The following is a 26,037-nucleotide window of genomic DNA, read 5'->3' as shown; positions in this document are numbered from 1 at the left end:
GCGCGGAGACGCCGGTAGTTTGGTTCGTTCATTTGAACAACTGTTCGAACCGGATCCGACTCATGAGCCAGCGCTTCGAAGGCACTTCCGATTACGTGGCGACCGACGACCTGAAGGTCGCGGTGAACGCCGCCGTGGCCCTGGAGCGTCCCCTGCTGATCAAGGGCGAGCCCGGCACCGGCAAGACCGTGCTGGCCTACGAAGTCGCCAAGGCGATGGGCGCGCCGCTGATCACCTGGCACATCAAGTCGACGACCAAGGCCCAGCAGGGCCTGTACGAGTATGACGCCGTCACCCGCCTGCGCGACAGCCAGCTGGGCGACGAGCGCGTCAAGGACGTCAAGAACTACATCAAGAAGGGCAAGCTCTGGGAGGCGTTCGAGAGCGAGCAGCGCCCGGTGCTGCTGATCGACGAGATCGACAAGGCCGACATCGAGTTCCCCAACGACCTGCTGCAGGAGCTCGATCGCAACGAGTTCTACGTCTACGAGACCAACGAAACGATCAAGGCCAAGGTCCGGCCGATCATCATCATCACCTCGAACAACGAAAAGGAGCTGCCGGACGCCTTCCTGCGCCGCTGCTTCTTCCACTACATCCGCTTTCCCGAAGAAGCGACGATGCAGGCCATCGTTGACGTCCACTTCCCCGGCATCAAGCAGAAGCTGGTCGCCGAGGCGCTGCGCATCTTCTACGACATGCGTAAGGTGCCGGGCCTGAAGAAGAAACCCTCGACGTCCGAGCTGCTGGACTGGCTGAAGCTTCTGCTGGTCGAGGACATCGACGATCAGGTCCTGCGTGAAAAGGACCCGACCAAGCTGATTCCGCCCCTGCACGGCGCCCTGCTGAAGAACGAGCAGGACGTGCACCTGTTCGAGCGCCTGGCCTTCCTGGCCCGTCGCGAGGGTTCGGGCGCGCGTCCTGGACAATAGGCGTCCGCGACCATTTGGCCGTTAACTTGATTTCACTGGACGCGCGCTAGGCGTGCGCCCACCTTCCCGCGCATCGAGGGAAGGCCTTAAGGATACCCATGCGTTATTCGAAATGGCTGGCCGCGGCGCTGATGATCAGCGTCGGTGCGAGCGCGCTCACCGCCTGCCACCGCACCCCGTCGGACCAAGGCCAATCCGAGCGCCGCCCGGGTCGCCGCGAACCGGTCCACGTCATCGACAAACTCGACTGCCCCGAACGCCAAGGCGAGCTGAAGCGTGTCAGCGTCGCCGCCGACGGTCAGTCCTGCAGCTATCATTCCGGCGAGGCCACGGTCGATCTGCGGCTGGTGCGGCTGAACGGCGGCGACGCCGAGGCGGCCCTGGCCCCGATCGAAGGCGAGCTGAAAGAGATCATGCCGACCCCGCCGGCCGCGCCGAAACCCGTCGAGGGCAAGGGCAAGACCGGCAAGAACCGCACGTCCATCAACCTGCCCGGCGTGAAGATCAACGCCAGCGACGACGGCGCCGACATCCGCATCGGTCACCTGACCATCAACAGCGACGGCGGCGCGGCCGAGGTGAAGGTCAACAAGAACGTCAACATCCGCGGCGACGACGCGCACGGCGCGGTCAATGTCTCGGCCAATGACGAGCACGAGGGCGACGTCACCATCAAGGCCGACGACCACGGCGCCGAGATCCGCACCAAGAAAAAGGGCGACATCGTCCGCTCGACCCTGATCCTGGCCAACGACAAGGCCCCGAAGGGTTATCGCCTGGCCGGCTACGAAGCCCGGGGCCCCAAGGGCGGCCCGTTGGCCGTCGCCGTCGTCAAGGCCAAGACCCGCGACACCGATGACCACGACATCTTCCGCGACATGAAGGCCCTGGTCCGTCACAACGTGGGGGGCTAGCGAGCCTTACTGCGTGACCGGTTCGACCTGCATCACCTTGTAGGTCAACGGCCGACCATCCTCGTCGGTGACGGTCACGTATTCGCCCAGGGCGAAGCGGTGCTCGCCCAGGCGGTGCAGCGGTTCGTCGTCGGCGACGTCCTCGTCGTCATAGTCGAAGAACCAGCGCGTCCCGCGCTTGTTCAGGCGGCCATCCACCGCATCCTCGTCGGGCGCGAAGCGGCGCACGCTGCACGACCCCTTCACCTTGGCGTAAGCGCCCTCGTCGATATGGCCGTCCTCGGTCAGCGGCGCGGTCAGGGCGTAGCCGCGATGGTCGTCGCCGCCGGCGAACTCGGTGCCCGGATTGCGCGCAAGGCGCATGACGATGCGGGACAGAGACATTGAGAGTCTCCCTTCTTCTTTGAGTTTCAGGGCCTTAGTGCGACAGGAACAGCGACGGTCCCTCGCTGTTGAGCAGCGTGCGGGTCGTGCCGCCGAAGATGAATTCCTGCAGCCTGGGGTGACCGAACGCGCCGGCGACCAGGAGGTTCGCCCCCGTCTCCTTGGCGGCGCCCAGCAGAAGGCCAGCGGCGTCGCCATTGCCGTCCAGGGTCTTCACGGTGGCGCGAACGCCGCGCGCGGCCAGGAACTCGACCAGGCGCTCCAGCTCGAAGGCCCGCGAAGAGGCGCCAGGCGCGCCGGCCACGATTACCGAACTGGCCTTCTGCAACAGCGGCAGGGCCGTGCGCATGGCGCGGCTGGCTTCCTTGCCGCCGTCCCAGGCCACCAGGGCAGTGCCGTCGACCTGGAATCCCGGACGCGCCACCAGGGTCGGACGCTGCTCGTCGGCGACCAATTGCTGGAAGGACTCGGCCAAAGGCCCCTTCCCGCGCGCCGAGGCGTCGTCGAAGACGATGACGTCCGACAGGCGGCCTTCCATGGCCAGGCCCGCCCAGACCGGCGAGTCCAGACTGATCACGCGGGTGCGCGAATAGCCGGTTTCGGCCGCCAGCTTGCCGCAGGCCCGCGCGCCCTCTTGGGCGGCTTCCTTCAGGCTTTCCAGCGCGGTGACCTGCACCCCGCCCATGAAGCCCTCGCCCATCCAGGGCATCAGGTCGGCCATGTCGGCGGGCGCGTGCACACAGGCCAGTTCGGCCTGGAAGGCCCCGGCCAGGGCCGCGGCGGAGGTCAGGACACCCTTGTCGTTCGGGGTTCCGGCCAGCGGAACCATAATTCTCGCCCAACTCATGATCGAACTCCCTTCAAGGGCATTTCCACAGATGACGGCGACGGCCACATTGATCTTTCTCAATCCATGGGCCAGTCAACCACCTTCACCGTAAGGAACGATCTCGTGGCCAAAGGGCTGCATAGGGGCGCACCGCCCCGCGCGTGGCAAAGAATGCTCTCCGGACGGCGGCTCGACCTGCTCGATCCGTCGCCGATGGACATCGAGATCGAGGACATCGCCCATGGCCTGGCCCGCGTCGCGCGCTGGAACGGCCAGACGGTCGGCGACCACGGTTTCTCGGTGGCCCAGCACAGCCTGGTGGTCGAGGAGATCGCCGCGCACATCAAGCCCGACCTGGAGCCGCGCTGGCGCCTGGCCGCCCTGCTGCACGACGCCAGCGAATATGTGATCGGCGACATGATCAGCCCGTTCAAGGCGGCGCTGGGGGTGAGCTACAAGGATTTCGAGGCTAGGCTGGAAGACGCCATCCACATCCGCTTCGGACTGCCGGTGAAGACTCCCGCCCCGATCAAGAAACTGATCAAGCAGGCCGACCGCGCCTGCGCCTTCTTCGAGGCCACGCAGCTGGCGGGCTTCGAGCACGCGGAATCGCTGTCGATCTTCGGCGCGCCGCCGGCCGGCTACGACCTGAAGATCACGCCACAGCCGCCGTTCGAGGCCCAGGCCCGCTACGTCCAGCGCTTCCACGTGCTGTCGAAGGCGGCGGGCTTCGAGTCGTCCCCAAGCGCGGCGTTCGAGACCGAATGACCAGTTCGGTCGTCATCGGCCTGTCGGCGGTGGTCGTCGCGATCCGCGACGGCGAGGCCGTCGTCCTGACCGTGCGACCGCACGATGCGATCACCGATGTCGCCTCTTCGTTGTCGGGCCTGCCGTTCGGCCCGTTCGATCCCGAGGCGCACCGTACCTTCGAGCTGGGCCTGCGCGCCTTCGTGACCGCCCAGACCCGGTTCCAGCCGGGCTATGTCGAGCAGCTCTACACTTTCGGCGACAAGGGCCGTGACGCCCCGCGCGCCGAGGTCGGGGCCGGCGCGGCGCGCGTGGTCTCGGTCGGCTATCTGGGCCTGACGCCCAAGGCGATCGACACCGACGCGCCCGACACCGCCTGGGCGCCGTGGACGCGGTTCTTCCCCTGGGAAGACTGGCGCGGCGGCCGCCCAGAATTGCTGGACGAGGCGATCGCGCCCGCGCTGAAACGCTGGGCTGGCGACGACGCCGCCAAGTGGTCGCGCGCGCGCCTGGCCTTCGCCCTGGACGGCGCCCCCTGGAACGAAGAACGCGTGCTGGAGCGCTACGAGCTGCTCTACGAGGCCGGCCTGGCGCCCGAGGCCGCCCGCGACCGGGCCCGCGCCGACGGTCACGACCCGGCCGAGCCCGCGGCCCTGTCGGCGGCGCTGGGCGAGCCGATGATCTCGGACCACCGGCGGATCCTGGCCACGGGCCTCTCGCGCCTGCGCGGCAAGATCAAGTACCGCCCGGTGGTGTTCGAGCTGACCCCCGAGGAGTTCACGCTGTCGACCCTGCAGCGCACGGTCGAGGCCATCGCCGGCGTCCCGCTGCATAAACAGAACTTCCGCCGCGTGGTCGAGCGCGAGGAACTGGTCGAGGGCCTGGGGCGCCTGGACGCCGAGACCGGCGGCCGGCCGGCCGAGCTGTTCCGCTTCCGCCGCGAGATGCTGGCCACCCGCCAGGCGACGGGCCTGTCCTTGCCGCTGCTGCGGGATTGATAGAGGGGCGAGGTTCGCCCTAAGCTCGCCTCAAGATGGCGAACCGGAAACTCATGATCGTCGCGGGCGCTGTGGCGGCCGTCGTACTGGGCGCGGTCGGCGTGAGCCTGAGCGTCTACGTCCTGCGCGACGCCGACAGCGAGGAGACGGCCGACAACAAGGACGATCCACTGCAGATCGCGGGCGCCAAGATCGCCCTGGAGAACCGCTTCCCCGACGCCCAGCTGAATTTCGGCAAGACCTTCGTCCACTGGGACGGCGAGCTGCCGTCGGTCTGTGGCCGGGTCGACATCGTCGAGAAGGACGACTCGTTCGACGGCGAGGAACGCTACGTCTTCTCGGAGGGCGGCCTGACGATCGAGGAAGTCGACGGCACCGACGCCCTCGAGCAGAAGTGGTCGGACGTCTGCGAATGACGGCAATACAACCGCAATAGACCGGCAACAAAGACGGCGCAGCTTCTGGTCGTGCTCACCGCTGGAGACCGGTCGTGCGATCCAAACTGCTTGTTCTGGCGTGCCTCGGCGTCGCCCTTGCGACGGCCGCCGTCGCCCAGACCCGCCGCTACGAGGTGACCGTGTCGCCCGCCGCCAAGCCGTCGGGCTTCCAGAAGCTCCACATCGAGAAGGCCGCGATCGGCGCCACGCCGATCCGGGTCTGGGCCAACACCGCCATCGATCCGGACTGCTCCGAGCACCAGCCCGGCGCGACGCTGACCGTGCTGGAACAGCCGGCCCACGGCGTGGCGACGGTGAAGGACGAGCCCTATTTCGCCGCCTTCCCGCCCGCCAATCCGCGCTCGGCCTGCAACACTCGCAAGGTGCCGGGCCATCAGGCCTACTACACCGCCGCCGCTGGCTATGCCGGCCACGACCGGCTGGTGCTGCAAGGCTCCTCGCCCGACGGCGTCGTGCGGCAGATCACGGTCGACCTGACGGTCCGCTAGTCGACGACCAGGGTCCGGGCGAAGAACGGCAGCATGGCGGTAGAGACGCGGCCCGTCTCGCCCCAGGTGCGATCGCCCCAGCCGCCGACATACTCCTCGGCCTCATGCGGCACGCCCAGTTCGGTCAGCATGCGCGACAGGGCCTGGGCGGAGATCACGTGGTCAGGATTGGGATCGTTGCGCCCCCAATCGAACTTCAGGCCGCGCAACGTCTTGAGGGCGTCGGCGTGGCGCAGCACCTGATGGTCCAGCGCGAAGCTGTTGATCAGGCGCGCCGTCACCTTGGCGTCGACCACCACCTTGCCGTCCACCTTGCGCGCGGGCAGATCGACATAGAGCGGCGGCTTGTCGGGATTGGGCAAGTGCGCCTGATAGATGGCGGTGAAGAGCTGCGAGAAGCCGTCGACCTTAAGATCGTCCAGGGACTTGGCGTTCTGCAGCAGCTCGAAATTCGGCCGCGACGCCATCGGCTGCAGGCCAACACCGGCGCCGACGGGATGCAGGGCATAGACCGCGCCAAACACGTCGGCGTGTCGCATGCCCATGGCCATCGCGCCGTAACCGCCCATGCGATCGCCGGCCAGACCGCGGCTGTCGCGCCGCGCCAGGGTGCGGAACGTCCGGTCGGTCCAGCCGACCAGCTCGACGGCCAGGAAGTCGTCCCAGCGGCCGGTGATGGGCGAGCTGGTATAGATCGAGCTGCCCAGCGGCGTGCTGAAGTCGGCGGCGACCACGATCATCGGCGCATGCGCCTGGTCCAGCAGCCGCCCGAAGCCGTCGCGGTCGAAGGCGACCCTCTCGTCCTCGAACAGGTTGTGCAGGTAGTAGACGACGGGATAGCGCCGACCGGAGGTCTCGTAGCCGTCCGGCAGATAGACCCGCACCCGCCGCTGGCCGCTGACGCCGATCTTGTTTCCCTCGAAAGCCTTGGAGGCGATCGTGAAGTCGCGGATCTCCGCCCGCGCCGGCGGGGACGCAAACACGATCAGGGCCGCCAGCAGCAGACCCAGGAACCGGGGCATCGGAACTCTCCGTGCGAGCTTTCGGGGAGACGCCACTCAACCCAGGATCAGCGCGCCACAGTGAGGCTTTATTGCGGCGGCGCGCCCTCGCCGGCGTCCATCCGAGCCCGCCACTTGGCCTTCAGCGTGTGGGAGGTGTCGCGCGAACCGTCATGGCTCCAGCCCGGCGGACCGAAGATGTAGCCCAGGGCGTGACGCGGCGACGCGGCGACATCCTTGGCGATCCCGATCCACTCGTGGAAGACATTGTGCAGGATGTTGAAATTGCCAAGGTTCTTGACCGTGCCATAGCGGCAGGGCTCCTCGTCGACCTCGGGGATGAAGGTGCCGAACATCTTGTCCCAGATGATCAGGATGCCGGCGTAGTTGGCGTCCAGGTACCGCGCGTTGCGGGCGTGGTGCACCCGGTGATGCGAGGGTGTGTTGAACACCGCCTCGAACCAGCGCGGCATGCGCTTGATCGCCTCGGTGTGGATCCAGAACTGGTAGACGAGGCTGATGCCCTTCTGGATCGCCACCATGGCCGGCGGGAAGCCCAGGAACGTCAGCGGCAACCACAGCAGCCAGGTGCCGGCGACACCGCCGGTCCAGGTCTGCCGCAGGGCGGTCGACAGATTGTAGTGGGTCGAGGTGTGGTGGTTGACGTGGCTGGCCCACCAGACGCGCCGCTCGTGCGCCAGACGGTGGAACCAGTAGTAGGTCAGGTCCTCCAGCAGGAAGAGCACGACCCAGGCCCAGATGGCGGTCATCGGGATCGTGAAGATCCGATGGTTCCAGACCCAGACCGTCAAGGCGAAGATCACCCCGCCGAACAGCAGGCCGGCGACGGTGCTGCCAAAGCCCATCGACAGCGACATCGCCGTATCGCGCGTCTCGTAGTTGGCCTTGGCCTTGCCAAAGCGCCCCAGCAGGATCTCCAGGATAATGGCCAGCACGAAGAACGGGATGGCCAGCTGGACAGGATCGAAGGCGGCTTTCAGCATCAGGCGAGCTCTTTCGGCGGCCAGGTGTCGTCATTGACGGCAAACACGGGGCGGGCGTCGGACAGGCGCAGGGGCAGCCGGCCGTTGGTCGGTTTCAGGGCGGCGACCGCGCTCCACGGCAGGTCGCGGGCGACATAGCCGTCGCCGCGCCGGTACAGCACCAGCGCCAGAGCGCCCTCGCGAGCGATCAGGGCGGCGCCGTCGGCGGCGATCCAGACCGCGTCCGGTTTGTGATCGGGAAATTCCAGGTCCAGCAGCGCCTTGGCCGAGTCGGCGTCGAGCGGCGGGGTCGCCCTCGCCACTCCCAGCCACGCCGCGAACGCCACAAGCAAAGCCACGGCCGTGATCGAGCCGCCCAACTGAATCAACAGCGCCTTGTCCAAGACCGACGCATCCCCCCGTAACTTATTGCCGTTTAGATTGCCGGGCGCGGGGCTGTCGTCAAGGCGCGAAAACGGCGCGCCCCTCGCGAGGCGCGCCGCTGTCAGGTCTTAAGGGATCGCGTTAGAAGCGGCGAACGTAGCCCACCGACATCGTGTTCGAGCTCAGATCGCTCTTGGTATATTCCGACTTGGTGTAGTCGGCGCGGATGCCGTTCTTGTCGTCCAGCTTGTACTCGGCGCCCACGCCGTAGTTCCAGCTGTCGCGGCTGCCGTCGAACTCCGTGGCGGCCGGGTTCTTGGTCTCGAACTTGGTCGTGCCGTAGCCGACGCGACCGATCAGATCGAGATTGGGCGTCACCGGCAGGAAGCCGACGGCATAGGCGGCGGCCTGGTGTTCCATCTTCACATTGGCTGGACCGCCGGGCGTGTAGGTCTTGTCGCCATCGACGCCGCCGGCCACCTCGGCCTCAACGCCAAAATTAGGCGTAAACTTGGCGCCTACGCGCCCTTGAATAGCGCCGGTGTCGGCGCCACGCGTCCGAGTTTGGCCATAGTTCACCGAACCATAGACCTCCGTCGAATTCTGAGCCTGTGCAACGAACGGGACCGCGAGAACCGAACCGGCGATCAGGGTAGTGGCGATGAGAGTCTTCATTCTTGTACTCCAATTCTACTCGTAGTCTTCAGCTCCCTCAGCCAGCCTAGGGCTAGGCGGATAACGCGGCGAGCATGCGGCGGTTCACGGCCGGGTTTGAGGCCGTTGCGTGTCGTTGCCGAAAAGCCACGGGCCAAAGCCTCAGGGATGACGGCGCCGGCTTCCGTGTTATCTACGGGTTCAAACAAGCGTCAGAACGCGGGCCCGCTCTCAGTGGACGAGGCTCGCGCGTATCATCGGGACCGCCGTCTTGCCGCAAGCCGTCATCGCCGCCACGGGGCTGTTCACCCCGCCCCACAGCATTTCCAACGCCGAGCTGGTCGAGGCCTTCAACGCCTTCGTCGAGCGCTTCAACGCCGCCAACGCCGAGGCCATCGCGGCCGGCGACGTGATCGCCCTGGCGCCCTCCTCGCCCGAATTCATCGAGAAGGCCTCGGGCATCAAGTCGCGCTTCGTGATGAACAAGGACGGCATCATCGATCCTGACCTGATGCGCCCGATCATCCCCGAGCGCAGCAACGACGAACTGTCGATCCTGGCCGAGATGGCGGTCGAGGCCGCCAAGCAGGCGATCGAACGCTGGGGCAAGCCGGTCAGCGAGATCGGCGCGGTGATCTGCGCCGCCTCGAACATGCAGCGCCCCTACCCGGCCATGGCCATCGAGATCCAGCAGGCCCTGGGCATCGAGGGCTTCGCCTTCGACATGAACGTGGCGTGCTCGTCGGCCACCTTCGGCATCAAGACCGCCGCCGACTTCGTGACGACCGGCAGCGCCAAGGCCGTGCTGATGGTCAATCCCGAGATCTGCTCGGGCCACCTGAACTTCAAGGACCGCGACAGCCACTTCATCTTCGGCGACGTGGCCACGGCCGTGATCGTCGAGGACGCTTCACAGGCCACGGGCGGCTGGGAGATCCTGGGCACGCGCCTGAAGACCCAGTTCTCCAACAACATCCGCAACAACTTCGGCTTCCTGAACCGCGCCGCCCCGGAAGGCGAAGGCGCGCGCGACAAGCTGTTCGTCCAGGAAGGCCGCAAGGTGTTCCGCGAGGTGGTGCCGATGGTCAGCGAGATGATCGTCGAGCACGCCGGCGACCTGGGCATTGACCCGACCGGCCTGAAGCGCCTGTGGCTGCACCAGGCCAACATCAACATGAACGAGATGATCGGCCGCAAGGTGCTGGGCCGCGATCCGGCGCCGGGCGAGAACGTCATCATCCTGGACGAGTACGCCAACACCAGCTCGGCCGGCTCGATCATCGCCTTCCACACCGCCAATGACGACTTCGCGGCCGGCGAGACGGGCCTGATCTGCAGCTTCGGCGCGGGGTATTCGGCCGGCACGGTGTTCGTGCGCAAACGCTAGGTCTTCGGACCAGAACGGAAGCGAGCCCCGCGCCCAAGGCGCGGGGCTTTTTCATGCCTCAAGGCTTCGGATGCGTCGCCTTCCAGTCCATGGCCCGGCGCACCCGCACACTCACCGCCGGGTGGTCGTAGAACAGCACCTCTTCCAGCTTGGACGGCGTGGCGGCGCGATACTCGATGGTCTTGACCAGCGCCTTGGCCAGGCCGTCGGGCTCGTTGAAGTGAACCAGGCTGTAGCGGTCGGCGTCGCTTTCGACCTCGCGGACCAGGGTGTTGGTGATCGGCCCGCCCAGCAGGCCCAGCACCGCCAGGATCACCGCCAGCACCGGCAGGCCGGCCGGATCGGCGATACCGGTCACGCCCTTGGCGTTTAGGGCCGTCGCGAACCACGGGAACGCCCGGTCAGCGATGAAAAAGGCCACGATCGCCAGCACGGCGAAAATGCCGGTGATCCATAGGCTGTGCTGGTGGGCGTAGTGACCCATCTCGTGGCCCACGACACCGCGCACCTCGGCGAGGTCCGCGCCCTTCTTGAACATCACGTCGCTCATCGCCACCCGCGCCGAGCCGCCCAGGCCCGAGACATTGGCGGTATAGGCGTTGGACTGCCTGGAGCCGTCGTAGACGAAGATCTTGTCGTGCGGGATGCCGACCTGCTTGGCCATGGCCACGACCTCGTCGCGGACCGGTCCGGGCGGCGCGGGCGTGTACTTGTTGAACAGCGGCTCGATATAGATCGGCGCGATCAGCATGCCGAAGATGATGAAGCCGGCCGTCAGCCCGCCGGCCCACAGCCACCACAGCGTCCGCGCCTTGCGGATCAGCAGGTACAGCAGCGCCAGGAAGAGGGCCGTGAAGACGATCGAGATCGCGGTCGCCATCAGGTTCTCGCCCAGCCACCCGCCGAACGCCTGGCTGGTCAGGCCGTACTGCTTCTGCCGCCACCAATCGGCATAGACCGACCAGGGCAGCTCCAGCACCCAGCTGAAGGCGACATAGACCGACGCCACGACCAGGCTGGCCAGGAACGGCCGCGCCTTCTTAGCCTCGACGCCGTGCTGCAGCCGGGTCAGCACGCCCGTGCGGATGATGATCCAGGCGACCAGCACCGAGACAACGAAGCCCCACAGCAGCAGCCAGTGGCCGCCCTGGGTGTAGTGCTGCGCCTTGACGTGGGCTTCCGGCGGCAGCTGCGCCAGATAGGCGGCCGTCGCGGCCGCCGGATCGAAAGATTGAGCCATGGGTCCCCTCCCCCGGAGATTGAGCTGATGAGCTAGCCCCAAGTCCGCGCTCGGCGCAGCTTAAATCGTGCTCATGCTCCGTAGGCGGCCGACGTGGAGACGTTCAGGGATGGCGAACCGCGCTCGCGCGTATAGAACTGCGCTGGATTGTTTCGTCTGAAGGTCGTCCGATGCGATTCCCTGCTCGCCGCGCCGTCGTCGCCGGTCTCGGCCTTGCCCTCCTGGCCGCCTGCGGCAAGAAGCCGGAAGCCGCCGGCAGCAGCTGGGACCGCATCAAGGCCTCCGGCGTGCTGCGCGTCGGCCTGGAAGGCACCTATCCGCCGTTCAACTTCCAGGACAAGGCTGGCCAGCTGGCCGGCTTCGAAGTCGACTTCGCCAAGGCTCTGGCCGCTCAGTTGGGCCTGAAGGCCGAGTTCAGCCCCGCGCCGTTCGCCGGCCTGCTGGGCGCGCTGGAATCGGGCCGCGTCGACGTGGTGATCAACCAGATCACCATCACCCCCGACCGCCAGGCCAAGTACGACTTCTCCGAGCCCTACACGGTGTCGGGCATCCAGATCATCAAGCTCAAGGACAAGCCGGGCCTGGACAAGCCCGAGGACCTGGCCGGCAAGAAGGTCGGCGTGGGCTTGGGCACCAACTACGAGCAGTGGATCCGCGCCAACGTGCCGACCGCCGACGTGCGCACCTATGACGACGATCCCACCAAGTACCAGGATCTGCGCGCGGGTCGCACCGACGCGGTGCTGAACGATCGCCTGGTCGCCGCCGACTTCATCAAGACGTCGCCCGAATTCGTCGCCTCGGGCCCGCCGTTCGCGGCCCAGGGCGCGGGCGTGGCGATGAAGAAGGATCCGGGGCTGAAGGTGGTGATCGACCAGGCCATCAACGCCCTGCGCGCCGACGGCAAGCTGGCCGCCATCTCGCAGCAGTGGTTTGGCCAGGACGTGACGCACTAGGTTCCCATGGAGACGGGCCTCGACCTTCTGCGCCAGTCGGCGCCGCTGCTGGCCAAGGGCGCCGGCTATACGGTGCTGCTCAGCGTCATCGGCATGAGCGTGGGCGTCGTGCTGGGCTTTGGCCTGGCCCTGATGCGGCTGTCGCGCTCGCCGCTGTTGCGCTGGCCGGCCGGCGTCTATGTCTCGGCCTTCCGGGGCACGCCGCTCCTGGTCCAGCTGTTCCTGATCTATTACGGCCTGCCGCAGTTCGGGCTGGAGATGCCGCCGCTGGTCGCCGCCGGCATCGGCTTCTCGCTGAACGTCGCCGCCTACGCTTCGGAGATCCTGCGCAGCGCCATCGCCGCCGTGGACAAAGGCCAGTGGGAGGCCGCCAGCGTGCTGGGCATGAGCCGCGGCCAGACCCTGCGCCGGGTGATCCTGCCCCAGGCCGCCCGCACCGCCGTGGCGCCGCTGTCCAACAGCTTCATCGGCCTGGTGAAGGACACTTCCTTGGCCGCCACGATCCAGGTGCCCGAGCTGTTCCGCCAGGCCCAGCTGATCACCGCACGGACCTACGAGATCTTCACCATGTACCTGGCCGCGGCGGCCATCTACTGGATCATGTCCACGATCCTGGCCGCCGTGCAGGCGCGCCTCGAGCGTCGCGCCTCGGAGGGCCGCCGATGAGCGCGATCGCGGCCAGGGGCCTGAAGAAGAGCTACGGCGACACCCCTGTCCTGGCCGGCGTCGACCTGACCGTGAGCCCCGGCGAGGTTGTGGCCGTCATCGGGCCCAGCGGCTCGGGCAAGAGCACACTGTTGCGCTGCTTGGCGGGCCTGGAGCCCCTCAATGCCGGCGACCTGACCATCGCGGGCGTGACGCAAGGCGGCAAGGTTCCGCTGGCCAAGGCGCTGAACGGCCGGGTCGGTTTCGTCTTCCAGAACTTCAACCTCTTCCCGCACAAGACGGCGCTGGAGAACGTGATCGAGGGACCGATCGTGGTCCGCAAGGCCGATCCCGTCCAGGCGCGCGCCAAGGGCCTCGCTTTGCTGGAAAAGGTCGGCCTGTCGGGCCGCGCCGACGCCTATCCCGCGGCGCTGTCGGGCGGCCAGCAGCAACGCTGCGCCATCGCCCGCGCTTTGGCCATGGATCCGGAAGTCATCCTGTTCGACGAGCCGACCTCGGCTCTTGACCCCGAACTGGTCGGCGAGGTGCTGGCGGTGATCCGCGATCTGGCCGCCGAAAAACGCACCATGGTCATCGTCACTCACCAGATGGATTTCGCGCGAGATGTGGCCGACCGCACGATTTTCATGGACGGCGGCGTCATCGTGGAGCAAGGACCATCACGTCAGCTTCTCGCCGCTCCGCGCGAGGAACGGACCCGTCGGTTCCTAGCCAGGTCGGGTGTGCTCCAGCCATAATTTGGCCCACGGCGCGCTGCACGTCCTGCTAGCGCGTAAGGCGAATGCGTAGGCGGCCTCGCTGCTCACACGCGCTCTAAACATTTGAATCCAAAGCCCTACGCCGGGTGGCTTTTATGGCGAGGACAGCGTGAAGCCTTATATCGAACTCAAGGGCGCCTCGGGCGCGGTCTACCGCTATAAGCTGGCTGAGAATGGTGACCCCAACACCACGATCGCCGGCAACTATGTCTATGTGGATTCCAAGGGGACCGTGATCTATGCGGGCGAGGCCAACAACCTGATCGACTCCAAGGGTCGCTGGTCCGAGGCCTATTCGCGTCATGGCGCGACCTGGCTGTACACGCGCCTGAACGTCTCCGGCGCCTCGCGGGCCGACGAGTATTCCGACATCGTGATCGCCCTGCAGCCGATCATGAATAAGGCGGACTAAGGTCTGCTGTCCGGGCGCGGACGCGGCTAAGGTCCCGTCAAATGCGCCCGGAGATTCTCTTTCCTCTCTTCACCTCGGTGTCCACGCTCAAGGGCGTGGGCCCTCGTGTCGCGCCCCTGCTCGAGAAGCTGGCGGGGTCGATCACCCGCGACGTGCTGTTCACCGCGCCGACGGGCCTGATCCGGCGGACAGTGACCACGGTCGATCAGGCCGTCGAGGATCAGGTCCAGACCTTCGTCGTCACCATCGACGCCCATTTCCCGTCGCAGCGCCCCAGCCAGCCCTGGAAGATCCGCGCCTGGGACGGCACGGGCTTTCTCACGCTGATCTGGTTCAAGGGCCAGGGCCCGCATCTGGAGCGTCAGCACCCCAAGGGCGCTCGCCGCGCGGTCAGCGGCAAGGTCGAGCGGCCCAACGGCTACGCTTCCGAACTGCAAATGGCCCACCCCGACTACATCGTCGACGAGGAGCGGGCCGGCGAGATCCCGCAGATCGAGACGGTCTATCCGGCCACCCACGGCCTGCCCTCGCGCACCTTCCGCAAGTTCGCCCTCGAGGCCCTGGCGCGCACGCCCGAGCTTCCCGAATGGCAGGACCCCGCCTGGCGCGAGCGCGAGAAGCTGCCAGGCTGGCGCGAGGCCCTGGCCGCGATGCACGCCCCGGCCAGCGAGGCCGATATCTCGCCCCTGGCCCGGCCGCGCCGGCGCCTGGCCTATGACGAACTGCTGGCCCACCAGCTGGCCCTGGCTCAGCGCAAGGCCTCGCGACGCGCAACGCCAGGCCCGGTCATTCCCTCTGGTCCGCTTTCGGACGCCGCCGAGAAGGCTCTGCCCTTCAAGCTGACCGGCGCCCAGATCCGCAGTCTCTCGGAGATTCGCGGCGACCTCGCCTCCGGCGAGCGGATGAGCCGATTGCTGCAAGGCGACGTCGGCTCGGGCAAGACCGTGGTGGCGCTGCTGGCCATGGCCGACGCGGCCAGCGCCGGCTTCCAGTCGGCCCTGATGGCCCCGACCGAAATCCTGGCCCGCCAGCACTTCGAGACCATCGCCGCGCCGCTCCAGGCCCTGGGCCTGTCGGTGATCCTGCTGACCGGCCGCGACAAGGGCGCTGGCCGCAACGCCAAGCTGCTGGGCCTGGCGGACGGCACGCACCACGTCGCCGTCGGCACCCACGCCCTATTCCAGGATGACGTCGTCTTCCACCGCCTGGCCCTGACCATCATCGACGAACAGCACCGCTTCGGCGTCAACGAACGCCGCCGGCTGCAGGACAAGGGTGAGGGCGTCCACCTGCTGGCCATGTCGGCCACGCCGATCCCGCGCACGCTGGAGCTGACCGTCTTCGGCGACCTGGACGTCTCGCGCATCGACGAGAAGCCGCCGGGCCGCACGCCGGTCGCCACCCGCGCCGCGCCGACCCCGCGCGTGCCCGAGATTGTCGATCGTCTGCGCAGCGCCATCACCAGCGGCGCCCAAGCTTTCTGGATCTGCCCGCTGGTGTCGGAGTCCGACAAGGTCGACCTGCGCGCCGCCGAAGACCGCGCCGCTGACCTTGCCAAGCACCTGCCCGGCGTCGGCCTGGTCCACGGCCAGATGCCGCCCGCCGAGAAGGACGCGGTCATGCAGCGCTTCGTCGACGGCGAGGTCAGCGTGCTGGTCGCCACCACGGTGGTCGAGGTCGGGGTCAATGTGCCCAACGCCAGCATCATGGTCATCGAGCACGCCGACCGCTTCGGCCTGGCCCAGCTGCACCAGTTGCGCGGTCGCGTCGGCCGGGGCACGCGCGAGAGCTCCTGCGTGCTGCTCTACGACCCGCCGCTGTCGGAAGTGGCCCAACAACGCCTCGACATCCTGCGGCGATCGGACGACGGCTTCGAAATCGCCGAGAAGGACCTGGAACTGCGCGGCGGCGGCGACCCGCTAGGCCTCAAGCAGAGCGGCTTCCCAGCCTACCGCCTGGCCGACCCGGTGGCCCACCGCGACCTGATCGCCGTGGCGGCCGACGACGCCCGGCTGATCCTGGCCCGCGACCCTGACCTCACCTCGCCGCGCGGTCAGGCCTTGCGGACGATGCAGGAGCTGTTCGACTGGAAACCAGCTTCGCCGCTCAACGAAGCGGGTTAGTGCGCCGCGGCGCCCTTGCGGTGATGCCAGAGGTGCATCAGGCCAGCCAAGACGCCGCCGACGACCAGACCCACGACCGCTGAACCTAGGGCGAAGGCCAGCCAGCCGGTCACCGCGCCGATGCCGGGTACGCCATGCGCCCAGTGCGAAAAGCCCTCGACCCAATGCGGGATCGGCGTCAAGTGGAAGTGCTCCAGGCCGTGGACGATGATGCCGCCGCCGACCCACAGCATGGCCGCCGTCCCGATCACGGTCAGAGCTTCCATGGTCACCGGCATGGCTTTCACCAGGCCGCGGCCAAACGCCTGCGCGCCCTTGTTCTCGCGGCGAGACATGTGCAGGCCGATGTCGTCCATCTTCACGATCAGCGCCACGGCGCCATAGACCACGACGGTCAGCAGGACGCCGACGATGGCCAGCGCCGCCGCTTGCATGCCGAGATTCAGGTGCGCGACCTCGGCCAGGGCGATGGCCATGATCTCGCCCGACAGGATCAGGTCGGTGCGGATGGCGCCGTTGACCTTTTCCTTCTCGAGCTCGGGACCGCTCAGCGCCAGCTCCTCGATCGCCTCGCCCTCGGCTTCGGCGGTAAAGGCTTCCAGGATCTTCTCGGTGGCCTCGAAGGCCAGATAGGCGCCGCCGACCATCAGGATCGGGGTCACGGCCCAGGGCGCGAAGGCGCTAAGCAGCAAAGCGCCCGGCAGCAGGAACAGCAGCTTGTTGCGCAAGCTGCCCATCGCGATCTTCCAGACGATCGGCAGCTCGCGGTCGGGCGTGAAGCCCATGGCGTAGCCGGGCGTCACCGCCGCATCGTCGACCACCACGCCCACGGCCTTGGTCCCCGCCTTGCCGGCAGCGGCCCCGACGTCGTCCAGCGAGGCGGCGGCGATCTTGGTGATGGCCGCGACGTCATCGAGCAGCGCGGCAAGGCCGGAAGGCATGGGAGGTCCTAAGCAGAGTTGAGCCCCAGTGCGTAAGGCGCGCCGGGCTCGCCGTAAAGTCGCGAGGCCCTTGCCTGACGTAAGGTGAAAGCTGGAAGCTCGTTCCATGGACGTCGCCTCCGCCCTCGACCGCCTCGCTCCGCGCCTGTCGCCGACCGCGACCGGCGCCGTGAACGCCCGCCGGCTTTCGGGCGGCGCGAGCCTGGAGACCTGGGCCTTCGACCTGGACGACGGGACGCCGCTGATCCTGCGCCGACGTCCGGACGGCGCTGCCATGCGCGAGACCGCTCTTGCCCTGGCCTCCGAGGCCGCCCTGATCCGGGCGGCGGATGCGGCTGGCGCCCCGACGCCCAGCGTGGTCCATGTCTGCGATCCCGACGATGGCTTGGGCGAGGCCTATGTCATGCGTCGGCTGCTGGGCGAGACGCTGGGCCGGCGGATCGTGCGCGACGAGGTCTTTGCGGGTGTGCGCCCAGGCCTCGCCCGACGCTGTGGCGAGGTGCTGGCGCGCATCCACGCCGTCCCGACCGAGGGCTTGCCAGAGCTGGCGACCTCCGACGCGCGTGGCGAGCTTGAGCGATACGAGGCCATCTATCGCCAGCTGGGCGCCCGGCGACCGATCCTGGAAGCCGCCTTTCGCTGGCTGGAGGCCATCGCCCCGCCGCCGCTCGAACGGCCGGTGCTCATCCACGGCGACTTCCGGAACGGCAATCTGATGATCCATCCCGAAGGTGGCCTGGCCGGCGTGCTGGACTGGGAGCTGGCCCATCTGGGCGATCCGGCCGAGGATCTGGGCTGGATCTGCGTCAATTCCTGGCGCTTCGGGGAATGGCAAAAGCCCGTCGGCGGCTTTGGCGACTATGCCGAGCTGCTGGACGGTTATGGCGGCGGCATCAGTCTGGACCGCGTCCGCTTCTGGCAGGCCCTGGGCTCGCTGAAGTGGGGCGTCATGTGCCTGATGATGTATTCCAGCTTCGCCACGGGTCAGGACCGCTCGATCGAACGCGCCATGATCGGCCGGCGGACCAGCGAGACCGAGATCGACCTGGTCAAGCTGATGGAGACGGCATGATCTCCCACCCGACCGCCGCCGAACTGGACGAGGCCATCGCCGCCTTCGAGGCCGAACCGGCCATCCCCGGCGACGCCCGCCAGGCCTTCTTGACCCGCGTGACCGACAACGCCCGCGCCACCCTGACTCGCGAGGCTGAGCACGGCGCGCGACTGGAGGCCGAGGCGGTCGAGCGGCTCACGAAACTGATGGGCGAGACTGGTGACTACGCGGCTCTGAACGCCAAGCTCTGCGAAGCCCTGAGAGACGGCGCGATCGATCCGCTGGATCCGGCCCTGCTGGCCCACCTGCGCGCCACGGCGATCGGTCAGATCGCCATCGACCAGCCGACCTATGGCGGCCTAGCGGCCCTGCTCGACGGCTAGCGGCTTGCCGATCATCGCCGCCGCCCGCGTCAAAGCGTCGGCTTCGAGGTCGGCATAGAACAGGTTGTAGGCGTCGACCTTGCGGCGGTCGGCCCACGAGCCGCTGTCGCGCAGCGAACTGGATTTCGGCTTGCTGGTGCGCAGTATGCCGTTCTCACAGCGGGCCGAGACCTGGCGTTGCAGGAAGGCAGGCCGGGCGCCCCACTCCAGCCCCGTGGCGTTGGTCGCGCCCAGGTTCAGGCGCGCCGGGGCCTTCTCCAGCGAAACGCCGCCCAGCAGTGGGTTGAAACACAGCGGCGCACGGCCCTCCAGGTTCACCAGCTGGTCCGAACGGTCCCAGATCAGCGAACGGCCCATCAGCTCCTGCACGCGCTGGAAGTCGCCCTCCGGCGCCGAGATCCAGGCGGCCACGCAATCGGTCTCGCCCTTGCGCTCGCAGGCCGGTAGGGGCGCGTCGGGGGCGTACTCGTCGGCCGGCACGGCGGTCTCGATCAGATAGGCGGCGACCAACCTGCTCTTGAGTTCGGGCTTGCCGGCGATCTCTTCACGCAGCAGCCGCGCGGCCAGCGAGCCGCCCTGCTCCACCCCGACGATGATGAACGGCCGGTCTTGGCCGTAGCGGACCCGATAGGCGCGGAAGGCCTGCAGCACGTCGCCATAGGCGAAGCGCCGCGCCTCGCGGGCGTCGTCGCGCAGGGTCAGGTAGGTGTAGAGGCTGGCCTGGCGATAGCGCGGCGCGAAGACCCGGCCCACGCGATGGAACGGCCCGGCATAGTTGGGGATCACCACCCGCGACAGGAACCGCTGGGCCTTGGGCTGGTCGATGCCGCCGTTCCAGTCACGGCCGCCGTCGAAGGTGGTCGGATGGACGAAAAAGACATCGACCGGCTGGCCGGCCGGCGCCGCGACCTCGCGCGGCAGCAGCGCCCAGGAGTCGCGCTTGCCGTAATCCGGCGCTGGCGGCGGATGATAGGTCAGGAACGGGACCTTGGGGTCCAGGGCGTTGCTGAGGATGTCGTAGCGGAAGATGAAGGCGGCCGCGACGAACAGCGCGACGAACAGCGCCAGCCCCCCGAAGATCCAGCGCTTGAAGCCTTTGACCGTACCGCCCATGCCTCTGGGTTACACCAAGCGTCGAGCGGCTTTAAGCCTCTTTTCCGCTAGGCGCCTTCCTGGCCGATGATGGCCACTGAACAGACATTACTGGCCGGCGCGCCGCCCAGATTGTGGGTCATGCCGAAGACGGGATTGGCCAGCTGCCGCTCGCCCGCGCGGCCCTGCAGCTGCAGGTACATCTCGTACAGCATCCGCAGGCCCGAGGCGCCGATCGGATGGCCGAAGCACTTGAGGCCCCCATCGATCTGGCACGGCACCCCGCCGTCGGCATCGTAGAAGCCGTCCAGCACATCGCGCCAGCCCTGCCCCTCCGGCGAGATGAACAGGTCCTCCATCGTCACCAGCTCGGTGATCGAGAAGCAGTCATGCACCTCCATCATCGAGATCTGCTCGCGCGGCCGCTCGATGCCGGCCTCGCGATAGGCCTTGCCAGCGGCGATGCGGGCGGTGTGGAAATGGCTGCCGTCCCAGCCGTTGTACTGGCTCTCGTAGCCGTTCGAGACCGACAGCTGCAGGGCCTTGACCGTGACGAGGTCGTGCTTGCCCAGGCTGCGGGCGATCTCGGGCGTGGTGACGATCGCCGCGGCCGCGCCGTCCGAGACACCGCAACAATCGAACAGGCCCAGTGGCTCGGCGATCATCGGCGCGGCCAGGGCCTGCTCGGCGGTGATCGGCTTGCGCAGATGGGCCTTGGGGTTCTTGGCGCCGTTGGCGTGGCTCTTGACCGAGACGTGGGCGATGGCGCGTTTCAGGTCGTCCTTCGAGACGCCATGCTTGGCGCGATAGGCGCTGGCCAGCTGGGCGAAGTTGCCGGGGGCCGAGCCGTTCGGCATCACCTGCGGATTGAGCGTGCCGGGATTGGCCACCGGCAGGCCGCCATAGCCGGTGTCCTTCAGCTTCTCGACGCCCACGGCCAGGGCGATATCGGCCGCGCCGGCCGCCACGGCATAGACCGCGCCCCGGAAGGCTTCCGAACCCGAGGCGCAGAAGTTCTCGACCCGGGTGACGGCGATGTTGGGCAGGCGCAATGCAATCGACAGCGGCGTGCCGCCCTTGCCCGTGCCGATCTCGTCGATGTGGGTCGAGAACCAGGCCGCGTCCAGCTGGGTGGGCTCGATGCCGGCGTCCTGCATCGCCTCCAGATAGGCCTCGACCATCAGGTCGTCGGGGCCAGCGTCCCAGCGCTCGCCGAACTTGCTACAGCCCATCCCAAGGATGGCGACCTTGTCCCGGATACCCTGCGGCATGATCGGTCTCCCTTATTCGGCGGCTTGAGCGGATTGAGAAGCGATGGCGGCGCGGTCTGGCGTGGCCTTCCAGAAGTAGCGGACGAAACCGCGCTTCTCGTCGACCTCCTTGATGCGAAACACCATCCGCACCGGCAGGCCGGTCTCCACATCACCAGGCGCGACGTCGGTGATGTCCATCATGATCCGCCCGCCGCCCTCGAAGACGATCATGCCGTAGTGATTGGGCGGAGCCATCGAGAAGGTCAGGTAGTCGGCCGAGTAGCTGAGCGCCGAGGCGCGGCGCTCGGCGAAGCGGTACGGCTCCTGGGTGTCGACGGCGGGGTTGTTGGGCGCGACCGAGATGCGGGTGCGGGGGAACTGGACGACCCCGGTCTCACGGCAGCGACCGCCGACCAGGCCCAGGATCATGTCCTCGTTGCGATAGAGGGTGGTCAGGGCCGTCTTGTTGTCCTTCTCGGCCCGCATGCCCTTGTCCCATTCGACCAGGCCATTGAAGGTCAAGAACTTCAGGTAGTTGGTCTCTTCCTGGCGGTCGGCCAGCGAACCGGTGACGCCACGCGCGGGACGCTGGCCGACGCCGGTGGCGCGGAACACCAGCGCCTCGGCGCCCTGGCCGAACTGGGCGACCAGGATCACCTCGCCCGCTTTCGCCTCCTCCAGCGCGTGCGCCAGCATGATCGGCCCATGCGCGCAGCCCGCCTCGCCCATCACGGCGGCGAGGTTGTCGCGGACAGCCTCAGGTCTGATCCCGACGACCTTGGCCAGAGTCGCGGCCATGCCGGCGAAGGTCGACGGGAAGCAGAAATGGTCGACGTCAGAAGCGCTCAGGCCGGCGACCTCGAGCGCCTTGCGGATGGCCGGCGGGACCAGCTTGACAATGCCCTCGTCGCGGATCCAGCGCTCCTCCCAGTAATAGTCGAAGCCACCGTCGTCGCCGCGGAAGTGGTCGACGAAGTCGTCGGTGACGCTGCCGCGCCCCAGGAGCTCGGCCGCGCCGGGATCGTCGGTGATCACGAAGGCCGCCGCGCCGTCGCCGAAGTCCAGCTCCTGGGCCGAAACCGCGCGCGCCTTGCGGTGCTCGCCGACGGCCACCAGCGATTTGCCGCCCGCCGCCAACGCTTGCCCCAGCGCCGTCAGGCCGCACCTTTGCGAGCCGGTGACATCACTGGCCGTGATCGACTTCTCCAGGGTCAGGGCCGCCGAGACGATGCCCGCGTTCAGCCGATCGGCGAACGGCGCGGTCGTGGAGGCGAAATAGAGGCTGTCGATGTGGCTGCGATCGTCATCGGGGCCGAGGGCGTCGCGGGCGGCCTCGACCGCCATGGTCAGGGCGTCCTCGTCCCAGTTGGCCATCGACCGCTCGCCCTTGCCCTTCGCCTTGAGGTTCGGGGCGACCCAGGCATTGGCCTCGGTGACCGCCTTGCGGCTCAAGCGCAGACGCGGCGCATAGGCGCCCCAGGCGGCGATGCCGGCCATGACCAACTCCCTGACGCCGGGCTTTGCGCCCGATCTCGGAGGTCAGCCTACGCCGGCTGCCGTGAGCGGCAACCGTGCCCTGACGTCAGCGGAAAGGGTCTTCCGTATTGAGGTACCCGGCCACGTAGTCGGCCACGCCGTCCTCCAGCGAGGTCATCGGCGCGTTGTAGCCGGCGGCCCGCAGGCGGCTCATGTCGGCCTGGGTGTAGTACTGGTACTTGCCGCGCAGCACCTCGGGCATGTCGATATAGGTGATGTCCGGCTCGCGGTTCACCGCCTCGAACGTCGCCACGGCGAGATCCCGGAACGAGCGCGCGTGGCCCGAGCCCAGATTGAAGACGCCGTTCACGGCCGGGCTCTTGGAAAGCCAGGCGATCACGTCGACCACGTCGCGCACATAGACGAAGTCGCGCAGCTGGCCGCCATCCTCGTAGTCCGGATGGTGCGACTTGAAGAGCTTCACGCCCTCGCCAGCAGCGACGCGCGGCCAGATCTGGGCCACGACCGACTTCATGCCGCCCTTGTGGTCCTCGTTGGGGCCATAGACGTTGAAGAACTTCAGGCCCGCCCACTGCGCCGGCGCGCGACCGCGATGGGCCTCGCGCACGGCGTAGATGTCGAACAGCGCCTTGGACCAGCCATAGGCGTTCAGCGGCCGCAGGGCCTGGAGGCTCTCTAAGTCGTCCTTACCCTCGAAGCCCAAGGTTCCGTCGCCATAGGTCGCCGCCGACGAGGCGTAGACCAGGCGCTTGCCGTGCTGGACGCACCAGTCCCACAGGTCGCGCGACAGCACGAAGTTGGACTGCACGATCTTGTCGGCGTCCTGCTCGGTGGTCGAGGACACCGCGCCCATGTGGACGATCAGCTCGACCTCGGCGCCGCGCTTGGCCAGCCAATCGAACAGCTGTTCGGGCGCGACGAAGTCGGCGATCGGGTGCTTGGCGATGTTGCGCCACTTGCCCGACGCCGCATCACGCAGGCGGTCGCAGACCACGACGTCCAGGGCCGGATCCTCGCAGAGGCGGGCCACGACGTTGCTGCCGATGAAGCCCGCGCCGCCGGTGACGAGAACGATACGACGGCTCATGCCTTAAGCGCCCTTGGTCAGGGCGTCGTACTTCAGCAGGTTGCCGACCAGGGCCTCGAACTGGTTCATCGGCACCATGTTGGGGCCGTCCGACGGGGCGTGGTCGGGGTCCGGGTGGGTCTCGATGAACACGCAGGCCACGCCCACGGCGACGGCCGCGCGGGCCAGGACCGGCACGAACTCGCGCTGACCGCCCGACGACGTGCCCTGCCCGCCTGGTTGTTGTACGCTGTGGGTAGCGTCGAAGACGACCGGGCAGCCGATCTCCTTCATGATCGGCAGGGACCGCATGTCGCTGACCAGGGTGTTGTAGCCGAACGAGGCGCCGCGCTCGCAGGCCATGACGTTGGGATTGCCCGCGCCGGTCACCTTGGCGATGACGTTCTTCATGTCCCACGGGGCCAGGAACTGGCCCTTCTTGATGTTGATCGCCCGGCCGGTATTGGCGGCGGCGACCAGCAGGTCGGTCTGGCGGCACAGGAAGGCCGGGATCTGGATGACGTCGACCGCCTCGGCCACGATCGGGCAGTGGCTGGTCTCGTGCACGTCGGTCAGGGTCGGCAGGCCGGTGACCTCGCGGATCTCCTGGAAGATCGGCAGGCTGTCATGCAGACCGATGCCGCGCTGGGCCGAAGCCGAGGTGCGGTTGGCCTTGTCGTACGAGGTCTTGTAGATCAGCCCGACGCCCAGGCGGTCGGCCATCTCCTTCAGCGCATGGGCCGTTTCCAGCGCGTGCTGGCGGCTTTCCATCTGGCAGGGGCCAGCGATGATCGACAGCTTCTCGCCGTTACCGATGCGGACGGGCGCGCCGGTCGGAGTCTTGATCTCGACGACGGCATTCGGGGCGACGGCTTGCGGCTGATCCAAGGCGAGTATTCCGGCGTATTAGGACTTCGGGCGCCCAAGAGGTGACCCTTCGGGCAGGACGGTGCAAGTGCGGAAGAACAGTGACGACAGCAAGGCCATCATCGTCTGGTTCCGCAACGACCTGCGCATAGCTGACAATCCCGCCCTGCGCCATGCCGCCGACAGCGGTCGGCCGGTGATCTGCCTCTACATTCTCGACGAGACGCCGAGCATCCGCCCCATGGGCGCCGCCTCGCTGTGGTGGCTGGACAAGTCGCTGAAGAGCCTCGGCGAAAGCTTTGAGAAGCTTGGCAATAAGCTCATCCTGCGCAGAGGCGCCGCCGCCGAGGTGCTGGACGACGTCATCGCCCACACCGGCGCCAGCTGCGTGCTGTGGAACCGGCTCTACGACAAGGCCAGCATCGACCGCGACACCCAGATCAAGGCCGACCTGAAGGACGCCGACATCGAGTGCCAGAGCTTCAACGCCGGCCTGCTGAACGAGCCCTGGGCGGTCCAGAACGGCTCCAAGCAGCCCTACAAGGTCTTCACGCCCTATTGGCGCGCCGCCCGCGAGCACCTGACGCATGTGGTCGTGGAACCCGCGCCGAAGTCGCTGAAATCACCCGAGCATTTCCCACGCACCGAAAGCCTGGCCGGCTGGGGCCTGCACCCGACCAAGCCCGACTGGTCCAAGGGCTTCGACCTATGGACGCCCGGCGAGGCCGGCGCGCTGGAACGGCTGGACGACTTCCTGTCCGGCCCCGTCGACGGCTACGGCGAGAAGCGCGACATCCCCGGCGTCGAGGCCACCTCCGGTCTGTCGCCCCACCTGCACTTCGGCGAGATCGGCCCGCGCCAGGTCTGGCTGGCCGCCCGCAACGCCGCCGAGCACGGCGACGCCCCGGCCGGCGAGGTCGAGAAGTTCCTGTCGGAAGTGGGCTGGCGTGAGTTCAACCACTCGATCCTGTTCCATTGGCCGGAGCTGCCGACCAAGAGCTTCCGGCCGGAGTTCGACGCCTTCCCGTGGAAGAGCAATCACGCCGCCTTCGAAGCCTGGACCAAGGGCGAGACCGGCTACCCGATCGTCGACGCCGGCATGCGCGAGTTGTGGGCCACCGGCTTCATGCACAACCGCGTGCGCATGATCGTCGCCTCGTTCCTGATCAAGCACCTGCTGGTCGACTGGCGCGAGGGCGAGGCCTGGTTCTGGGACACGCTGGTCGACGCCGACCTGCCCAACAATGTCGGCAACTGGCAGTGGGTGGCCGGCAGCGGCGCCGACGCCTCGCCCTATTTCCGCATCTTCAATCCCATCGCCCAGGGCGAGAAGTTCGACCCGCGCGGCGTCTATGTCCGCCGCTGGGTGCCCGAGCTGGCAAGCGTTCCCGATGAAGTTATCCACAAGCCGTGGGAGCGGGCCTTGCATCTGCCGGCCGACGCCAAACGTCTCTATGGCAAGCCGATCGTAGAGCACGGCGCGGCGCGCGAACGCGCGATGGAGGCCTATCGAAGCCTCTAGCTGTGCCGGGCCTTTACGATCAGGTGGTCAACGGCGTTAATAAACGCG

28 protein-coding genes are annotated in these 26,037 nt (G+C 67.6%); 15 read left to right on the top strand and 13 right to left on the bottom strand.

Going from position 1 to position 26,037, the window contains the following annotated elements:
* Window positions 1-62 precede the first annotated feature (62 nt).
* Together AC07NF_RS07020 and AC07NF_RS07015 are read left to right on the top strand one after the other, a co-directional pair.
* Window positions 63-932 (top strand): AAA family ATPase, encoded by an 870-nt coding sequence (locus tag AC07NF_RS07020; protein ID WP_291874171.1) that lies wholly within the window; start codon window positions 63-65, stop codon window positions 930-932.
* A 98-nt stretch (window positions 933-1,030) separates the two neighbouring features.
* Window positions 1,031-1,846, top strand: coding sequence for a hypothetical protein (locus tag AC07NF_RS07015; RefSeq protein WP_492810590.1), 816 nt, complete (start codon window positions 1,031-1,033; stop codon window positions 1,844-1,846).
* 6 nt (window positions 1,847-1,852) lie between these two features.
* Here AC07NF_RS07015 and AC07NF_RS07010 read toward each other — a convergent pair whose 3' ends face one another.
* Window positions 1,853-2,230: a hypothetical protein gene (locus AC07NF_RS07010; protein WP_492810589.1), complete on the bottom strand. Its 378-nt coding sequence runs from the start codon at window positions 2,228-2,230 to the stop codon at window positions 1,853-1,855.
* 34 nt (window positions 2,231-2,264) lie between these two features.
* The gene (locus AC07NF_RS07005) at window positions 2,265-3,077 is read right to left on the bottom strand and encodes a universal stress protein (RefSeq protein ID WP_494627821.1); all 813 of its coding nucleotides are present in this window, start codon (window positions 3,075-3,077) and stop codon (window positions 2,265-2,267) included.
* A gap of 105 nt (window positions 3,078-3,182) precedes the next feature.
* On the opposite strand from AC07NF_RS07005, the gene AC07NF_RS07000 reads away from it, so the two are divergent.
* The 4 genes from AC07NF_RS07000 (at window position 3,183) to AC07NF_RS06985 (ending at window position 5,750) form a co-directional block, all read left to right on the top strand.
* Complete coding sequence (locus AC07NF_RS07000) at window positions 3,183-3,827, top strand: YfbR-like 5'-deoxynucleotidase (protein ID WP_454716031.1); 645 nt, start codon at window positions 3,183-3,185, stop codon at window positions 3,825-3,827.
* Entirely contained in the window at window positions 3,824-4,804 is a 981-nt protein-coding gene (locus tag AC07NF_RS06995) for an NUDIX hydrolase (protein ID WP_492810585.1), read from the top strand. The genes AC07NF_RS07000 and AC07NF_RS06995 overlap by 4 nt, the downstream gene beginning before the upstream one ends.
* 53 nt (window positions 4,805-4,857) lie before the next feature.
* Window positions 4,858-5,220: a hypothetical protein gene (locus AC07NF_RS06990; protein ID WP_494627824.1), complete on the top strand. Its 363-nt coding sequence runs from the start codon at window positions 4,858-4,860 to the stop codon at window positions 5,218-5,220.
* Between the two features lie 74 nt (window positions 5,221-5,294).
* A complete protein-coding gene (locus AC07NF_RS06985; protein WP_494627826.1) occupies window positions 5,295-5,750 on the top strand; it encodes a hypothetical protein in 456 nt (151 codons plus the stop codon).
* Here the strand turns inward: AC07NF_RS06985 and AC07NF_RS06980 are convergent.
* The 4 genes from AC07NF_RS06980 to AC07NF_RS06965 all read right to left on the bottom strand — a co-directional run bounded on the left by AC07NF_RS06980 (window position 5,747) and on the right by AC07NF_RS06965 (window position 8,793).
* Window positions 5,747-6,772, bottom strand: coding sequence for an alpha/beta hydrolase (locus AC07NF_RS06980; RefSeq protein WP_494627828.1), 1,026 nt, complete (start codon window positions 6,770-6,772; stop codon window positions 5,747-5,749). The genes AC07NF_RS06985 and AC07NF_RS06980 overlap by 4 nt on opposite strands.
* A gap of 68 nt (window positions 6,773-6,840) precedes the next feature.
* Window positions 6,841-7,755 carry a sterol desaturase family protein gene (locus AC07NF_RS06975; RefSeq protein ID WP_494627830.1) on the bottom strand — a complete coding sequence of 305 codons (915 nt, stop codon included), beginning with the start codon at window positions 7,753-7,755 and terminating at the stop codon, window positions 6,841-6,843.
* Entirely contained in the window at window positions 7,755-8,138 is a 384-nt protein-coding gene (locus AC07NF_RS06970; RefSeq protein WP_494627832.1) for a hypothetical protein, read from the bottom strand. Before AC07NF_RS06970 ends, AC07NF_RS06975 begins: the two co-directional genes overlap by 1 nt.
* A gap of 121 nt (window positions 8,139-8,259) precedes the next feature.
* Entirely contained in the window at window positions 8,260-8,793 is a 534-nt protein-coding gene (locus AC07NF_RS06965) for a porin family protein (protein WP_492810576.1), read from the bottom strand.
* 250 nt (window positions 8,794-9,043) lie between these two features.
* Here AC07NF_RS06965 and AC07NF_RS06960 point away from each other — a divergent pair, with 250 nt between their 5' ends.
* Window positions 9,044-10,159, top strand: a complete 1,116-nt coding sequence (locus AC07NF_RS06960) for a beta-ketoacyl-ACP synthase III (RefSeq protein ID WP_494627835.1) — start codon at window positions 9,044-9,046, stop codon at window positions 10,157-10,159.
* Window positions 10,160-10,217: 58 nt separating this feature from the next.
* Here the strand turns inward: AC07NF_RS06960 and AC07NF_RS06955 are convergent, their stop codons facing one another.
* Window positions 10,218-11,399 carry a M48 family metallopeptidase gene (locus AC07NF_RS06955; RefSeq protein ID WP_494627837.1) on the bottom strand — a complete coding sequence of 394 codons (1,182 nt, stop codon included), beginning with the start codon at window positions 11,397-11,399 and terminating at the stop codon, window positions 10,218-10,220.
* Between the two features lie 170 nt (window positions 11,400-11,569).
* Between AC07NF_RS06955 and tcyJ the strand changes: the two genes are divergently transcribed.
* The 5 genes from tcyJ (at window position 11,570) to recG (ending at window position 16,314) form a co-directional block, all read left to right on the top strand.
* Window positions 11,570-12,355, top strand: coding sequence for a cystine ABC transporter substrate-binding protein (gene tcyJ, locus AC07NF_RS06950; RefSeq protein ID WP_492810570.1), 786 nt, complete (start codon window positions 11,570-11,572; stop codon window positions 12,353-12,355).
* A gap of 6 nt (window positions 12,356-12,361) precedes the next feature.
* Window positions 12,362-13,021: a cystine ABC transporter permease gene (gene tcyL, locus AC07NF_RS06945; protein ID WP_494627839.1), complete on the top strand. Its 660-nt coding sequence runs from the start codon at window positions 12,362-12,364 to the stop codon at window positions 13,019-13,021.
* The gene (locus AC07NF_RS06940; RefSeq protein ID WP_494627841.1) at window positions 13,018-13,758 is read left to right on the top strand and encodes an amino acid ABC transporter ATP-binding protein; all 741 of its coding nucleotides are present in this window, start codon (window positions 13,018-13,020) and stop codon (window positions 13,756-13,758) included. The genes tcyL and AC07NF_RS06940 overlap by 4 nt, the downstream gene beginning before the upstream one ends.
* Before the next feature lie 130 nt (window positions 13,759-13,888).
* Complete coding sequence (locus tag AC07NF_RS06935; RefSeq protein WP_291874127.1) at window positions 13,889-14,191, top strand: hypothetical protein; 303 nt, start codon at window positions 13,889-13,891, stop codon at window positions 14,189-14,191.
* A gap of 41 nt (window positions 14,192-14,232) precedes the next feature.
* Window positions 14,233-16,314 (top strand): ATP-dependent DNA helicase RecG, encoded by a 2,082-nt coding sequence (gene recG, locus AC07NF_RS06930; RefSeq protein ID WP_494627843.1) that lies wholly within the window; start codon window positions 14,233-14,235, stop codon window positions 16,312-16,314.
* Here the strand turns inward: recG and AC07NF_RS06925 are convergent.
* A complete protein-coding gene (locus AC07NF_RS06925; RefSeq protein ID WP_494627846.1) occupies window positions 16,311-17,255 on the bottom strand; it encodes a DUF808 domain-containing protein in 945 nt (314 codons plus the stop codon). The genes recG and AC07NF_RS06925 overlap by 4 nt on opposite strands.
* A gap of 106 nt (window positions 17,256-17,361) precedes the next feature.
* Here AC07NF_RS06925 and AC07NF_RS06920 point away from each other — a divergent pair, with 106 nt between their 5' ends.
* A complete protein-coding gene (locus AC07NF_RS06920) occupies window positions 17,362-18,327 on the top strand; it encodes a phosphotransferase family protein (RefSeq protein WP_494627848.1) in 966 nt (321 codons plus the stop codon).
* Complete coding sequence (locus tag AC07NF_RS06915) at window positions 18,324-18,692, top strand: DUF6285 domain-containing protein (protein WP_494627850.1); 369 nt, start codon at window positions 18,324-18,326, stop codon at window positions 18,690-18,692. The genes AC07NF_RS06920 and AC07NF_RS06915 overlap by 4 nt, the downstream gene beginning before the upstream one ends.
* Here AC07NF_RS06915 and AC07NF_RS06910 read toward each other — a convergent pair.
* From AC07NF_RS06910 to kdsA, 5 genes are all read right to left on the bottom strand, one after another.
* Window positions 18,669-19,805 carry a DUF3089 domain-containing protein gene (locus AC07NF_RS06910; protein WP_494627851.1) on the bottom strand — a complete coding sequence of 379 codons (1,137 nt, stop codon included), beginning with the start codon at window positions 19,803-19,805 and terminating at the stop codon, window positions 18,669-18,671. The two genes, AC07NF_RS06915 and AC07NF_RS06910, sit on opposite strands and share 24 nt — an antisense overlap.
* 47 nt (window positions 19,806-19,852) lie before the next feature.
* Window positions 19,853-21,055 carry an acetyl-CoA acetyltransferase gene (locus AC07NF_RS06905; RefSeq protein ID WP_494627852.1) on the bottom strand — a complete coding sequence of 401 codons (1,203 nt, stop codon included), beginning with the start codon at window positions 21,053-21,055 and terminating at the stop codon, window positions 19,853-19,855.
* Window positions 21,056-21,067: 12 nt separating this feature from the next.
* Complete coding sequence (locus tag AC07NF_RS06900) at window positions 21,068-22,534, bottom strand: OB-fold domain-containing protein (RefSeq protein WP_494627854.1); 1,467 nt, start codon at window positions 22,532-22,534, stop codon at window positions 21,068-21,070.
* An 85-nt stretch (window positions 22,535-22,619) separates the two neighbouring features.
* Window positions 22,620-23,621, bottom strand: a complete 1,002-nt coding sequence (rfaD, locus tag AC07NF_RS06895) for an ADP-glyceromanno-heptose 6-epimerase (RefSeq protein WP_494627856.1) — start codon at window positions 23,619-23,621, stop codon at window positions 22,620-22,622.
* A gap of 3 nt (window positions 23,622-23,624) precedes the next feature.
* Window positions 23,625-24,488: a 3-deoxy-8-phosphooctulonate synthase gene (gene kdsA / locus AC07NF_RS06890; RefSeq protein ID WP_494627858.1), complete on the bottom strand. Its 864-nt coding sequence runs from the start codon at window positions 24,486-24,488 to the stop codon at window positions 23,625-23,627.
* Between the two features lie 61 nt (window positions 24,489-24,549).
* Between kdsA and AC07NF_RS06885 the strand changes: the two genes are divergently transcribed.
* Window positions 24,550-25,989 (top strand): cryptochrome/photolyase family protein, encoded by a 1,440-nt coding sequence (locus AC07NF_RS06885; protein ID WP_494627860.1) that lies wholly within the window; start codon window positions 24,550-24,552, stop codon window positions 25,987-25,989.
* The last annotated feature ends 48 nt before the right edge of the window (window positions 25,990-26,037 follow it).

The sequence above is a fragment of the Caulobacter sp. GW821-FHT10A06 genome (assembly GCF_059415805.1).
Note: the sequence above shows the minus strand (reverse complement) of the source record. Positions and strands in the feature narration are given on the sequence as shown.